Here is a 13,913-nt window from a genome sequence, read left to right as displayed (position 1 = left end):
TGACCCCGGTTGGTGCAGAGCCTGGGAGCGGGCTTGCCGGCGATGCTTTTTGCCGCAAATACTGGCAAACTGCTGCCTCGCTACAACTTTGATCTTTTCTGGAGAAACTGCGTGAAATACGCATCACAAGGACTCGTGCTGGCAGCCGCCCTGGCTGTCGGGTCCCTCGCCGGCTGCGCCACCGAAACATCCACCGCTGTTGCCGTGCAACAGGTTGAAAGCGTCAGCCGCCCCTACAGCGGTGTGCGCGCACCGATCGCGGTCGGCAAGTTCGACAACCGTTCCAGCTACATGCGCGGCATCTTTTCCGATGGCGTCGACCGCCTCGGCGGCCAGGCCAAGACGATCCTCATCACCCACCTGCAGCAAACCAACCGCTTCAACGTACTCGATCGCGACAACATGGGCGAGATCCAGCAGGAAGCCGCAATCAAGGGCCAGGCCCAGCGCCTGAAAGGTGCCGACTTCGTGGTCACTGGCGACGTTACCGAGTTCGGCCGTAAAGAGGTTGGCGATCACCAGCTGTTCGGCATTCTCGGCCGCGGCAAGACCCAGATCGCCTACGCCAAGGTGGCGCTGAACATCGTCAACATCAGCACCTCGGAAGTCGTCTACTCCAGCCAGGGTGCCGGTGAATACGCCCTGTCCAACCGCGAGATCATCGGCTTTGGCGGCACCGCCAGCTATGACTCCACGCTCAACGGCAAGGTACTCGACCTGGCCATGCGCGAAGCCGTCAACAAGCTGGTGAACGCCGTCGAAAGCGGCCAGTGGAATCCGAAGGCCCAGTAACAGACTCTTCCAGGAAGGACTCCTACATGAGCATCACCCTCTCGGCCGTGCGCAGCTGCGCCGGCCTGGTGCTGGGCAGCATCCTGCTGGCCGGCTGCAACGCGCCCAAACCGCTGTACCAGTGGGAAAGCTACCAACCCCAGGTGTATGGCTACCTCAAAGGCGATTCGAAAGAGGAACAGGTCACCGCGCTGGAGCGCGACCTGGAAAAGATCAAGGCCAAGAACGGCGCCGTACCGCCCGGCTACCATGCGCAGCTGGGCCTGCTGTATTCCAGCCTCGGCAAGGATGACCAGATGATCCAGCAGTTCCGCACCGAAAAGGCGCTGTTCCCGGAATCGGCGACGTACATGGACTTCCTGATGAACAACGCGAGCAAGGGGGCCAAGCAATGATCAAGCGCCTGAGCCAACTGATCACCGCCGCTTGCGTGCTGGCCCTGTTCGCTGGCTGCGCCGAGCGCAAGACCATCGACTATTCGGCCTACAAGCAGAGCCGGCCGAAGTCGATCCTGATTCTCCCGCCACTGAACGAGTCGCCGGATGTGAAGGCGACCTACAGCATGTTGTCGCAGGTCACCTACCCGCTGGCCGAGGCAGGCTACTACGTGATGCCCGTGGCGCTGGTGGACGAGACTTTCCGCCAGAACGGCCTGACCACGCCGGCCGACATCCACCAGCTGCCAATGCCCAAACTGCGTGAGATCTTCGGCGCCGATGCCGCGCTGTATGTGACCGTATCGGACTACGGTACCCGTTACATGGTGCTGAGCAGTGCAACTATCGTCACGGCCAATGCCAAGCTGGTCGACCTGAAGACCGGCACCACGTTGTGGACTGGCAGCGCCACGGCTTCCAGCCAGGAGAATCAGCAGAACCAGGGTGGCCTGGTCGGCATGTTGATCGTTGCGGCAGTCAACCAGATCGTCAGCAGCGTGCAGGAAGATGCCGGCTACCCCATCGCCGGCATGACCAGCGCACGCCTGCTGACGCCACATCCGAACGGCGGCATTCTCTACGGGCCGCGTTCGCCCAAGTACGGCACTGACTGACTGCTGCCTGTGCCGGTTCCTCGTGGGCATGCTCGCGCATAACCCGCACAGATGACACAAAAAAGGCGACCTACACGCGAAGGTCGCCTTTTTCATTTCCAGGCCAGGATCAGATCCCGTATTGCGCCCGGTAGGCCTCGACAGCTGGCAGGTGCTGCTTCAGCTGCGGGTCATCGGCGAGGAATTCCAGCACCTGGGTCAGCGAAACGATGCTGACGACCGGGATACCGAAATCACGCTCCACTTCCTGGATCGCCGACAGTTCGCCATTGCCGCGTTCTTCACGATTCAACGCAATCAACACGCCGGCGGCCTTGGCCTGCTGGGCGTTGATGATCTGCATGACTTCACGGATAGCCGTACCGGCAGTGATCACGTCGTCGATGATCAGCACTTCACCGGCCAACGGCGCGCCAACCAGGCTGCCGCCTTCGCCGTGGTCCTTGGCTTCCTTGCGGTTGAAGCACCATGGCACGTCGAGCTGGTGCTGCTCGGCCAGGGCTACAGCAGTCGCCGCCGCCAGCGGGATACCCTTGTAGGCCGGGCCGAACAGCACGTCGAACGGGATCTTGCTGTCGACGATGGCCGCCGCATAGCAACGGCCCAGCTGAGCCAAGGCAGAACCGCTGTTGAACAGGCCGGCATTGAAGAAATACGGGCTGGTACGCCCCGATTTCAGGGTGAACTCACCGAAACGCAGTACCCCGCGATCGATGGCAAAACGGATGAAGTCGCGCTGATACGGCTGCATGGATAGTCCCGGACACCACGGATTTAGCTAAATGGGTTGAGCTCGGGTATCATACACGCACGAGATTTTTGGGGCCATTTATGCGGATCATCAGTGTGAACGTAAATGGCATTCAGGCTGCGGCCGAGCGTGGTTTGCTCAGCTGGCTGCAAGCCCAGAATGCCGACGTCATCTGCCTTCAGGATACCCGCGCCTCGGCCTTTGAACTCGATGACCCAGCTTTCCAGCTCGATGGCTATTTCCTTTATGCCTGCGACGCGGAGGTGCCTGCCCAAGGTGGTGTGGCCCTGTATTCGCGCATGCAGCCCAAGGCAGTCATCACCGGCCTGGGCTTCGAGACAGCCGACCGCTACGGGCGTTACCTGCAAGCAGATTTCGACAAAGTCAGTATTGCCAGCCTGCTGCTGCCTTCAGGCATGAACGGCGACGAGGACTTGAACCAGAAGTTCAAGTTGATGGACGACTTCGCCAAGTACCTGGACAAGCAGCGTCGCAAGCGTCGTGAATATATCTACTGCGGCTCGTTCTACGTGGCGCAGCAGAAGCTCGACATCAAGAACTGGCGTGACAGCCAGCAATCGCCGGGCTTCCTGGCACCGGAACGCGCCTGGATGGATGCGATCACCGGCGAGATGGGTTACGTCGATGCCCTGCGCGAAGTCAGCCGTGAAGGCGACCAGTACAGCTGGTGGCCAGACAACGAGCAGGCCGAGATGCTCAACCTGGGCTACCGGTTCGACTACCAGATCCTCACGCCGGGCCTGCGCCGCTTCGTGCGCAACGCCCGCCTGCCGCGTCAGCCGCGCTTCTCCCAGCATGCGCCGCTGATTGTCGACTATGACTGGACGTTGACCATCTAAAAGCCGATTGGGGCCGCATTGCGGCCCCAATTGCTATTTGATCGGTCGCCAGATCATTGGGTAGCGATACGGCTTGCCTTCATTGGCCCGCACCGCCGCAATGATGATCAGCACCAGCACCGCGACCATCAGCATGGCGAACAGCATCAGCCCAATGAACACGAACATCAGCAGGAAGCAGATGAACCCGGCAATGGTCACGCTGATCTGGAAGTTCAGCGCCTCCTTGCCCTGGGCATCGATGAATGGGTCTTGCTCGCGCTTGAGGTGCCACAGCACCAGCGGGCCCAGCAGGTGCCCGAGCGGCACCACCAGGCCCAGCAGCGCAGAAAGGTGACAGAACATCGCCCATTGCCGGACCTCGGCATTGGGCGGGGTGATCGACACGTTGGAATCGCTCATGCCCCGCACCTCCCTGGCTGGATTCAGTCGGCCAGTGCGGCCTGTTGCAGCTCGAAGACTTCCGCCATGCCCTTCTGTGCAAGGGCCAGCATGGCATTGAAGTCTTCGGGCTGGAATGGCGCACCTTCAGCGGTGCCCTGCACTTCGATGAAACCACCGGCGCTGGTCATCACCACGTTCAGGTCGGTTTCGGCGGCAGAGTCTTCCAGGTAGTCCAGGTCGAGCACGGCTTCGCCCTGGTACATGCCCACCGATACGGCGGCGATCATGTGCTTCAGCGGGTTACCGGCCTTCAGGCCGCCGCGCTTCTTGATCACTGCCAGCGCATCGCACAGGGCGACCATGGCACCGGTGATGGATGCAGTGCGGGTACCGCCATCGGCCTGAATCACGTCGCAGTCGATGTACAGGGTGATGTCGCCGAGCTTGCTCATGTCCAGCGCGGCGCGCAGCGAACGGCCGATCAGGCGCTGGATTTCCAGGGTGCGGCCACCCTGCTTGCCACGGCTGGCTTCGCGCTGGTTACGCTCCCCGGTGGAACGCGGCAGCATGCCGTACTCGGCGGTCAGCCAGCCCTGGCCCTGGCCCTTGAGGAAGCGTGGGACACCGTTTTCCACGCTGACCGTGCAGATGACCTTGGTGTCACCGAACTCGACCAGTACCGACCCTTCGGCGTGCTTGGTGTAGTTGCGGGTGATGCGGATCGAGCGGAGCTGATCGGCGGCGCGACCACTTGGACGTTTCATCTGGGATACCTGTACTGGGACTTTGAATCTGCCGAGCATTATAGAGCCCATGGCCCGGGGAGGACATGCCTATTGTCGTGCGCAGCGCTCTCCGTCGCCTTTTCCGACTGCCACAGCTGGCCCTCGGTAACATGGTGGATTGGGCGCCAAGACGCCACTGCGCTACAATCCTGCACCTTGCAGCCGAGAGGCTCCCACCGTTCATTCATCTACGCGAGGTACTCCCATGGTGCACAGCATGACCGCTTTTGCTCGTGTCGAGCGCGCCGGCAGCCAGGGCACCCTGGTCTGGGAGCTGCGCTCGGTCAACCACCGTTACCTGGAGCCGCACCTGCGCCTGCCCGAAGCCCTGCGCGACCTTGAAGGCGGCGTGCGTGAAGGCCTGCGCCAGGGCCTGTCGCGGGGCAAGGTAGAATGTACCTTGCGCCTCAACGAAGACAGCAATGGCAAACCGCTGAAGGTCGACCGCGAACGCGCCGCGCAACTGGTCGCCGCCGCCGAGGAGGTGGCCGGCCTGATCAAGCAACCGGCACCGCTGAACCCGCTGGAAGTGTTGTCGTGGCCGGGCGTGCTGGTGGCCGACGCCAGCGACCCGCAAGCCCTTAATGCCGAAGCCATGGCCCTCTTCGACGAGGCGCTGGTCGAGCTCAAGGCCGGGCGCCAGCGTGAAGGCCAGGAGCTGGCCCGGCTGATCAACGAACGCCTGGACCAGATGGCCAGTGAGGTCACCACCCTGCGCGCCCTGGTACCGCAGATGCTGGCAGCACAGCGGCAGAAGATCCTCGACCGCTTTGGCGACATTCAGGCCGAACTTGATCCGCAGCGCCTGGAGCAGGAACTGGTGCTGCTGGCCCAGAAAAGCGACGTGGCCGAAGAGCTCGACCGCCTGAGCACCCACGTTACCGAGGTGCGTCGGGTACTCAAGGGTGGCGGCGCCGCCGGCCGGCGCCTGGACTTCCTGATGCAGGAACTCAACCGCGAGGCCAACACCCTCGGCTCCAAGGCCTTCGACCCACGCAGCACGCAAGCGGCGGTCAACCTGAAGGTATTGATCGAACAGATGCGTGAACAAGTACAGAACATCGAGTAAGGCCACCCCGACCATGAACCACAGCAGCGGCACCCTCTACATCGTTTCGGCCCCTTCGGGCGCCGGCAAGACCAGCCTGGTCACCGCCCTGACCAAGGACGACCCGCAGATCCGCGTCTCGGTCTCGCACACCACCCGTGCCATGCGCCCGGGCGAGCAGCACGGGGTGAACTATCACTTCGTCGTTCACGAGGAATTCAAGGCCCTGATCGCGCAAGGCGACTTCCTTGAGCACGCCGAGGTGTTCGGCAACTTCTACGGCACCTCGCGCAGTGCGCTGCAGCAAACGCTGGACCAGGGTTACGACCTGATCCTGGAAATCGACTGGCAAGGCGCCCAGCAGGTACGCAAGCTGATGCCGCAGGCGTTGTCGGTATTCATCCTGCCGCCGAGCCAGCAGGCCTTGCGCCAGCGCCTGGACGGTCGCGGGCAGGACAGTGAAGAGATCATTGCCGGGCGCATGAAGGAAGCGGTCAGCGAGATGGTGCACTACGACGAATATGATTACGTGATCATCAACGATGATTTCGACGTAGCGCTGGAGGATCTGAAGGCAGTGTTCCGCTCCAATCGCCTGCTGCTGAAGAAACAGCAACAGCGCAACAGCGGGCTGCTCAAAGAGCTGCTCTCCTGACAGACCGCGCGGGGCTGCTTTGTAGCCCAATCGCCGGCTTGCCGGCGATTGGGCCGTAACGCGGCTCTTTGCTTATTCCTGCAGTGGCAAGGTAGCCTGCTGACGCAGGGTAGCCCCGAGGAAATACGCCGGTGCGCGCATGCGCGACAGCATCATCAGCCCGATGCCGAGCACCGAAATGATCGCGGCGATCACGAATACCAACCCCAGTCCGCCCACATGCGAGCCACTGCCGAAGTCTGGCGAAGCGCTGTCGATGGCGGTACGCACGAAGATCACCGACAGTATCACCCCACCCACCAACGGGCACAGGCCACGCATGATGAAGTGGCGCAGGCTGTCGAACAGACTGTCGCGGAAATACCAGACGCAGGCAAATGCGGTCAGCGAATAATAGAAGCAGATCATCATGCCCAGGGCGGTAATGGTATCCGCCAGCACGTTCTCGCTCAGGGTACGCATGGTCACGTAGAACAGGCCCGCAGCCAGGCCGGCGCAGATCGTGGCGTAGCGCGGGGTTTGCGAGCGCGGGCAGACGCTGGCGAACTTTTGCGGCACCGCACCGTAGTAGCCCATGGCCAACAGCGTGCGCGCGGGCGCTACGAAGGTCGACTGCAGCGAGGCTGCGGTACTGGCCAGCACGGCAATGGACATCAGGATCGCCAGTGGCCCCATGACCGGCCCGGCCAGGTGAGCGAACACGTTTTCCTGAATGCGCGGGTTGTTCAGGCCCAGGCCAGACTCGCTGATCCCGGCAAACTGAAGGGTGGCGATCGCAGTGAACAGGTACAGGCCGAGAATCAACATCACCGTCCAGGTGGCCGCTTTGCCTGGCACCTCTTCACTGCCAACCGACTCTTCGCTGACGGTCAGGCAGGTGTCCCACCCCCAAAAGATGAAGATCGACAGCGACAGCCCGGCGGCGAAGGCCGAGAACGACTCGACACCGAACGGGTTGAACCAGGCGAAATCGAATTCCAGCGGCGGCGGCGCGGTGACACCGTCGAAGGCGGCAAAGGCAAAGCCGATCAGCACCACCAACTGCAGCGCCACCAAGCCGTATTGCACGGTCATGGTGGTGGCGATGCCCCGACAGCAGATCCACACCGCCAGGGCAATGAACACGCAACAGGTCACCACGTTGATCAACAGATTGTCGGCCAGTGCCGCCAGCTCGTGGTGGCCGGTGATCTGGCCGAGGAACAGGTAGAAGAAGTCGACGGCCACGCCCGCCAGGTTCGACAGCACGATAGTGGTGGCGACTACTAACCCCCAACCTCCGATCCAGCCGATCATCGGGCCGAAGGCACGCGCCGACCAGGTAAATGATGTACCGCTGTCCGGCTCGGCCGAGTTCAGCTCGCGGTAGCCGAGGGCGACCAGCAGCATCGGCAGGAAGCCGACGATGAACACCGCTGGCAGGTGGGCACCGACCTCGCGCACGGTGGGGCCAAGTGCGCCGGTCAGGGTATAGACCGGGGCGATGGTCGAAATGCCCAGTACCACGCTGGCCAGCAAGCCCAGCCGGCCTTTGGCCAGGCCTTTGCTGCGCTGGGTATTGCCCGCGTCGGTCGCCACGTCGGGTGGGCGGCCGGCTTCTGTGTAATCGCTCATGAGTATTTGCCGTATATTTTGGAATTGTTTTCACTGGCCTTGCGCACAAGGCCCGCTTTCACTCATTGAAAGCTTGCTGCCGGGAACCAGTCATCCGAGACCTTCGGGTAACGTCAGAATGCCTTCTGCCGTGCGCCCTCCCGTGCTGCGTAGGCAATGCAAGCCTCGCGAAACGCCTGGAACAGACGCAGCGAGACCGGGTTTTCGGTAAATCGCCATTCCGGGTGCCATTGCACGCCAAGGACAAAGCCCGGCGCCGCAGGCATGGATACCGCTTCGATCAGGCCATCCGGGGCCCGTGCCTCGACGCGCAGGCCAGGGGCCAGGCGGTCGATGCCCTGGCTGTGCAGCGAGTTGACCTCGAACTGCGCAGCCAGGCCCAGGCGCTCGAACAACCCACCAGGCTCGATGCCGACGGGGTGGCGAGGGCCATATTGCACTTCCAGAGCTGCGTCCTCGGGTTCGCGGTGGTCCTGGTAACCGGGCAGCTCCTGCACGCGTTGGTGCAGGCTGCCACCCAGGGCCACGTTCAATTCCTGAAAACCACGACAGATGCAGAACACCGGCACCCCGGCAGCGATGGCCGCCTGCAGCAGTGGCAGGGTCAGGCGATCGCGTGCCAGATCGTGCCGGGTACCGACCGCGCTGGGGGCGCCATTGTAATGATGTGGTTCGATATTTGAAGGCGAGCCGGTAAAGACGATGCCGTCCAGACGGGCCAGCAGCGCCTGCGTGTCGCTGCCACCGTCACGCGCCGGCAGGATCAGCGGCAGGCCAGCAAAGCCGGCCGCCTCGACATACTTGTTGCCCACCGTGTGCGACGGGTTCTTCCCCACCTGCTGGCGGCAGGCGCTGACACCGATCAAGGGGACCGCATTTGCGCTCATGGGCTTACACCGTGTGCAGGTACCAGTTGTACTCGAGGTCGGAGATCGACACTTCGAATTCGGCCAGTTCGCTTTCCTTGCAGGCCACGAAGATATCGATGTAGTCCGGGCTGATGTATTGGTTGAGCACTTCGCTGTCATCCAGCGCGCGCAGGGCGTCGCGCAGGTTGTTCGGCAGGCTCTGCTCCAGCTGCTCGTAGGAGTTGCCTTCGATCGGCTGACCCGGCTCAACCTGGTTGGTCAGGCCGTGGTGTACACCGGCGAGGATCGCCGCGAGCATCAGGTAGGGGTTGGCGTCAGCTCCGGCCACGCGGTGCTCGAGGCGGACATTGTCGCTGCTGTCGGTGGGCACGCGCACGGCCACGGTGCGGTTGTCCAGGCCCCAGCTTGGCGCATTGGGTACGTAGAACTGCGCGCCGAAACGGCGGTAGGAGTTGATGTTCGGGCAGAGGAAGGCCATCGACGCCGGCATGGTCTCCAGCACGCCGCCGATGGCATGGCGCAGGGCAGCGCTTTGCAGCGGGTCATCGCTGGCAAAGATGTTCTTGCCGGTCTTCTTGTCCAGCAACGAAATGTGCACGTGCAGGCCGTTGCCGGCCTGGCCCGGGTAGGGCTTGGCCATGAAGGTGGTGTCCATTTCATGGTCGTAGGCCACGTTCTTGATCAGGCGCTTGAGCAGGATCGCGTAGTCGCAGGCCTTCAGCGGATCAGCCACATGGTGCAGGTTGACTTCGAACTGCGCCGGGGCGCTTTCCTTGACGATGGCGTCGGCGGGCAGGCCTTGTTCCTTGGCTGCTTCGAGCATGTCCTGCAGGCAGTCGGCGTATTCGTCGAGGTCGTCGATCAGGTACACCTGGGTCGACTGCGGACGCTTGCCCGAAATAGGCGAGCGCGGCGGCTGCGGGCGACCGTTGAGGTTGTCCTGATCGATCAGGTAGAACTCCAGCTCGAACGCGGCGCAGATATCCAGGCCCAGGTCGTCGAACCGGCTCACCACCTGGCGCAGCACCTCGCGCGGGTCGGCGAAGAATGGTTCGCCTTCGAGCTCGTGCATGGTCATCAGCAGCTGGGCGGTCGGGCGCTTCTGCCAGGGCTCGTTGGAGAGGGTGCCAGGGATCGGGTAGCAGATGCGGTCGGCATCGCCGATATCCAGGCCAAGCCCGGTGCTCTCGACGGTGGAGCCGTTGATATCCAGGGCAAACAGCGACGCGGGCAGGTTGATACCCTTCTCGTACACCTTGTGCAGGCTGGCCCGCTCGATGCGCTTGCCACGTACCACGCCGTTCATGTCGGAAATCAGCAGGTCGACGTACTGCGTATCCGGATGGGCCTGGAGGAAGTCACTCATCTCGCTGGAAGAACTGGCGCACGGGGTTACCGACGTCATGGCTGTACATCCTATGATTTGCTGCGGCGATGTGGGGATACGGCTGGCGCCTCAGGGGCGACGATGGTTGCAGCTGTTGTTCTTTTCACTTTCCCATCGTGGGGATTGGTTACCGGGCGCATTGATTCCCGGGGGCCGTTTCACTATAAAATGGCCAAAACGCAACAGACATTGGCAATCCGGCAAGCAGAGCGTGCACCAATGCAATATCAGATTACCCATGCCGACCTTTCCCTGGTCCTGGCGCTGGAACGTGGTCGCTCACTGGCCAAGGCTGCCGAGCTGCTAAAGGTCGATGTCTCGACAGTGTTCCGCTCGATCCGCCGGCTGGAGTCGGCGCTGGGCACGGCCCTGTTCGTCAAGAGCCGCAAGGGCTACCTGCCGACCGACACTGCCCAGGCCCTGGCCGAGCAGGCCGAACGCGCCGAGCAGGCGCTGGAGGCGGCGCGTATTGCCATGACCAGTGGCGAGCAGGTGGTGAGTGGTACGGTACGGCTGACTTGCACCGAAGCGGTGATGCACAGCCTGCTGCTGCCGGCGCTGGCCGAGTTCATGCCCAACTACCCGGCGCTGTCGCTGGAAATGGGCACGTCCAACACCTTCGCCAACCTCAGCCGGCGCGATGCCGACATTGCCCTGCGCCTGACCAACACGCCGCCGGAGCACCTGGTCGGGCGCAATCTGGGATCTACTTCCTATGTGGTCTGCGGCCAGCCGCAGTGGCGCGAGCGCCTGGCCGAATCGCCGGCCGGCGTGCCATGGATCGCCCCGGACGATTCGATGCAGGACCACCCCACGGTGGTGTGGCGCAACCAGCAGCACCCGGGGTTGAGCCCACGCTATCAGTGCAGCGGCATGTCGACCATCGCCCAGCTGGTCACGGCCGGGTTGGGCGTTGCGGCGTTGCCGGATTACATGGTGCATGCACTGCCCGGGGTGGATGCGTTGAGCGGACCGCTGCCTGGCTGCGATACCCAGCTGTGGCTGCTGACCCGGCCGGACTGCCGGGCGTTGCGCTCGGTCCAGACCCTGTTCGAGGAGCTGACCCCGCGGTTGCGTGACGCGATGCTCTGAGGGTATCGTCAGGGTCATGCATCCAGGGTGTCTGTCCTGGCCCTTTCGCGGCTGAAGCCGCTTCCACAAGGGGGGTGGGGATGACCACGCGGCAAAACAGCGCTTCCCTATTGGCTGGTGATTTTTTAAACTATCGAGTCCGCCTGCCCATTATCGGGCTGCACGCCCACCGCAATTGCTACTGAGGAAGACCATGGCCCGCGTAACTGTTGAAGACTGCCTGGAACACGTGGATAACCGCTTTGAGCTGGTCATGCTCTCGACCAAGCGCGCTCGCCAGCTGGCGACCGGCGGCAAAGAGCCACGCGTTGCGTGGGAAAACGACAAGCCGACCGTTGTTGCCCTGCGTGAAATCGCCGAAGGCATCGTCACCAACGAATTCATCGCCGCAGAAGAGATCGTCACCGAGGATCCGGTGTTCGCCGCGTTCGAGGACGAGAACAACGAGGCTGTCTGATTGATGCCTGGTCGACGTCGCACGGCGCAAGGCCCTCTTCCTCGGCAGGAGGTGAACCCATGCCGGGTATAGAAGCTTTGGCCGAACGGCTGTCGACCTACCTTGGCCCCGAACAGGTCAACCTGGTCCGGCGTGCCTATTTCTATGCCGAACAGGCTCACGACGGGCAGCGCCGCCGTAGCGGCGAGCCCTACGTGACCCATCCGCTGGCCGTGGCCAGCATCCTCGCCGACATGCACATGGACCATCAGAGCCTGATGGCCGCCATGCTGCACGATGTGATCGAAGACACTGGCATCGCCAAGGAAGCGCTCAGCCAGCAATTCGGCGAGACCGTGGCCGAACTGGTCGATGGCGTCAGCAAGCTGACCCAGATGAACTTCGAGACCAAGGCCGAGGCGCAAGCCGAAAACTTCCAGAAGATGGCCATGGCCATGGCCCGCGATATCCGCGTGATCCTGGTCAAGCTGGCCGACCGCCTGCACAACATGCGCACCCTGGAAGTGCTGTCGGGCGAAAAGCGCCGGCGCATCGCCAAGGAAACCCTCGAAATCTACGCCCCCATCGCCAACCGCCTGGGCATGCACACCGTGCGCGTGGAATTCGAGGACCTCGGTTTCAAGGCCATGCACCCGATGCGCTCGTCGCTGATTCACCGGGCGGTGAAAAGCGCGCGCGGCAACCGTAAGGAGATCGTCGCCAAGATCGAGCACTCGCTGGCCAATTGCCTGGCCGCCGACGGCATCGAAGGCGAGGTCAGTGGCCGGCAGAAACACCTCTATGGCATCTACAAGAAGATGCGCGGCAAGCGTCGCGCCTTCAACGAGATCATGGATGTGTATGCCTTCCGCATCGTCGTCGACAAGGTCGACACCTGTTACCGCGTGCTGGGCGCCGTGCACAACCTGTACAAGCCGCTGCCCGGTCGCTTCAAGGATTACATCGCGATTCCCAAGGCCAACGGCTACCAGTCGTTGCACACCACGCTGTTCGGCATGCACGGCGTGCCCATCGAAATCCAGATCCGCACGCGCGAAATGGAAGAGATGGCCAACAACGGTATCGCCGCACATTGGCTGTACAAGTCCAACGACGACGAGCAGCCCAAGGGCAGCCACGCGCGTGCGCGCCAGTGGGTCAAGGGCATCCTCGAACTGCAGCAACGCGCCGGCAACTCGCTGGAGTTCATCGAGAGCGTGAAGATCGACCTGTTCCCGGACGAGGTCTACGTGTTCACGCCCAAGGGCCGCATCATGGAGCTGCCCAAAGGCTCCACGGCCGTCGACTTCGCCTACGCGGTGCACACCGACGTCGGCAACAGTTGCATCGCCTGCCGCATCAACCGCCGCCTGGCACCGTTGTCCGAACCGCTGCAAAGCGGCTCGACGGTGGAAATCGTCAGCGCCCCGGGCGCACGGCCAAACCCGGCCTGGCTCAACTTCGTGGTCACCGGCAAAGCGCGCACGCACATTCGTCACGCGCTCAAGCAGCAGCGCCGCTCCGAGTCCATCAGCCTGGGCGAACGCCTGCTGAACAAGGTGCTTACCGGCTTCGACAGCAGCCTGGAAAGCATCCCTCAGGAGCACATCCAGGCGATTCTCGCCGAGTACCGCCTGGAGCTGATCGAAGACCTGCTGGAAGACATTGGCCTGGGTAACCGCATGGCCTACGTGGTCGCACGCCGCCTGCTGTCGGCGGAAGGCGAACAACTGCCGGCGCCGGAAGGCCCGCTGGCAATCCGCGGTACCGAAGGCCTGGTGCTGAGCTATGCCAAGTGCTGCACGCCGATCCCGGGCGACCCGATCGTCGGCCACCTGTCCGCTGGCAAGGGCATGGTCGTGCACCTGGAAAATTGCCGCAACATCAGTGAAATCCGCCACAACCCGGAGAAGTGCGTACAGCTCTCCTGGGCCAAGGACATCACGGGTGAGTTCAATGTCGAGCTGCGTGTCGAACTGGAGCATCAGCGCGGCCTGATCGCGCTGCTGGCCAGCAGCGTCAACGCCGCCGACGGCAACATCGAGAAAATCAGCATGGACGAACGCGACGGCCGTATCAGCGTGGTCCAACTGGTGGTCAGCGTGCACGACCGTGTGCACCTGGCGCGTGTGATCAAGAAGCTGCGTACCCTGACCGGTGTGGTCCGCATAACCCGCATGCGTACGTAG

At 62.8% G+C, this 13,913-nt stretch carries 15 protein-coding genes; 9 read left to right on the top strand and 6 right to left on the bottom strand.

Annotated elements, in window-relative coordinates:
- Positions 1-111: 111 nt before the first annotated feature.
- Genes B4L76_RS20700 through B4L76_RS20690 form a run of 3 tightly spaced genes read left to right on the top strand, consistent with a single transcriptional unit; the run spans position 112 to position 1,843 of the window.
- Entirely contained in the window at positions 112-792 is a 681-nt protein-coding gene (locus B4L76_RS20700) for a CsgG/HfaB family protein (RefSeq protein ID WP_296235008.1), read from the top strand.
- 26 nt (positions 793-818) lie between these two features.
- Positions 819-1,187 carry a DUF4810 domain-containing protein gene (locus tag B4L76_RS20695; protein WP_296235007.1) on the top strand — a complete coding sequence of 123 codons (369 nt, stop codon included), beginning with the start codon at positions 819-821 and terminating at the stop codon, positions 1,185-1,187.
- Positions 1,184-1,843: a DUF799 domain-containing protein gene (locus B4L76_RS20690; RefSeq protein ID WP_296235006.1), complete on the top strand. Its 660-nt coding sequence runs from the start codon at positions 1,184-1,186 to the stop codon at positions 1,841-1,843. The genes B4L76_RS20695 and B4L76_RS20690 overlap by 4 nt, the downstream gene beginning before the upstream one ends.
- Before the next feature lie 109 nt (positions 1,844-1,952).
- On the opposite strand, the gene pyrE is transcribed toward B4L76_RS20690, so the two are convergent.
- Complete coding sequence (gene pyrE / locus B4L76_RS20685; protein WP_170033799.1) at positions 1,953-2,594, bottom strand: orotate phosphoribosyltransferase; 642 nt, start codon at positions 2,592-2,594, stop codon at positions 1,953-1,955.
- A gap of 80 nt (positions 2,595-2,674) precedes the next feature.
- Between pyrE and B4L76_RS20680 the strand changes: the two genes are divergently transcribed.
- Complete coding sequence (locus tag B4L76_RS20680) at positions 2,675-3,454, top strand: exodeoxyribonuclease III (protein WP_003253401.1); 780 nt, start codon at positions 2,675-2,677, stop codon at positions 3,452-3,454.
- Between the two features lie 33 nt (positions 3,455-3,487).
- Here B4L76_RS20680 and B4L76_RS20675 read toward each other — a convergent pair whose 3' ends face one another.
- The gene (locus B4L76_RS20675) at positions 3,488-3,856 is read right to left on the bottom strand and encodes a DUF4870 domain-containing protein (RefSeq protein ID WP_296235005.1); all 369 of its coding nucleotides are present in this window, start codon (positions 3,854-3,856) and stop codon (positions 3,488-3,490) included.
- Positions 3,857-3,879: 23 nt separating this feature from the next.
- A complete protein-coding gene (gene rph, locus B4L76_RS20670) occupies positions 3,880-4,602 on the bottom strand; it encodes a ribonuclease PH (protein WP_296235004.1) in 723 nt (240 codons plus the stop codon).
- Positions 4,603-4,828: 226 nt separating this feature from the next.
- Between rph and B4L76_RS20665 the strand changes: the two genes are divergently transcribed.
- Entirely contained in the window at positions 4,829-5,692 is an 864-nt protein-coding gene (locus B4L76_RS20665; RefSeq protein WP_296235003.1) for a YicC/YloC family endoribonuclease, read from the top strand.
- Positions 5,693-5,705: 13 nt separating this feature from the next.
- Positions 5,706-6,326 (top strand): guanylate kinase, encoded by a 621-nt coding sequence (gene gmk, locus B4L76_RS20660; protein ID WP_296235002.1) that lies wholly within the window; start codon positions 5,706-5,708, stop codon positions 6,324-6,326.
- Positions 6,327-6,398: 72 nt separating this feature from the next.
- Here the strand turns inward: gmk and B4L76_RS20655 are convergent, their stop codons facing one another.
- From B4L76_RS20655 to B4L76_RS20645, 3 genes are all read right to left on the bottom strand, one after another.
- Entirely contained in the window at positions 6,399-7,940 is a 1,542-nt protein-coding gene (locus B4L76_RS20655) for an APC family permease (RefSeq protein ID WP_296235001.1), read from the bottom strand.
- Positions 7,941-8,053: 113 nt separating this feature from the next.
- The gene (locus B4L76_RS20650) at positions 8,054-8,827 is read right to left on the bottom strand and encodes a gamma-glutamyl-gamma-aminobutyrate hydrolase family protein (protein ID WP_296235000.1); all 774 of its coding nucleotides are present in this window, start codon (positions 8,825-8,827) and stop codon (positions 8,054-8,056) included.
- A gap of 4 nt (positions 8,828-8,831) precedes the next feature.
- Positions 8,832-10,175, bottom strand: a complete 1,344-nt coding sequence (locus B4L76_RS20645; RefSeq protein WP_414707248.1) for a glutamine synthetase family protein — start codon at positions 10,173-10,175, stop codon at positions 8,832-8,834.
- Positions 10,176-10,415: 240 nt separating this feature from the next.
- Here B4L76_RS20645 and B4L76_RS20640 point away from each other — a divergent pair, with 240 nt between their 5' ends.
- From B4L76_RS20640 to spoT, 3 genes are all read left to right on the top strand, one after another.
- Positions 10,416-11,288, top strand: coding sequence for a LysR family transcriptional regulator (locus B4L76_RS20640; RefSeq protein WP_296234998.1), 873 nt, complete (start codon positions 10,416-10,418; stop codon positions 11,286-11,288).
- Positions 11,289-11,481: 193 nt separating this feature from the next.
- Positions 11,482-11,745, top strand: a complete 264-nt coding sequence (gene rpoZ / locus B4L76_RS20635; protein ID WP_003253383.1) for a DNA-directed RNA polymerase subunit omega — start codon at positions 11,482-11,484, stop codon at positions 11,743-11,745.
- Between the two features lie 59 nt (positions 11,746-11,804).
- Entirely contained in the window at positions 11,805-13,913 is a 2,109-nt protein-coding gene (gene spoT / locus B4L76_RS20630) for a bifunctional GTP diphosphokinase/guanosine-3',5'-bis pyrophosphate 3'-pyrophosphohydrolase (RefSeq protein ID WP_170033812.1), read from the top strand.

Origin of the sequence: Pseudomonas sp. UBA4617 (assembly GCF_002386445.1) — a bacterium.
Lineage (GTDB): Bacteria > Pseudomonadota > Gammaproteobacteria > Pseudomonadales > Pseudomonadaceae > Aquipseudomonas.
The sequence above is the reverse complement of the archived record's forward strand: the minus strand, read 5'-3'. Positions and strand labels throughout refer to the sequence as shown.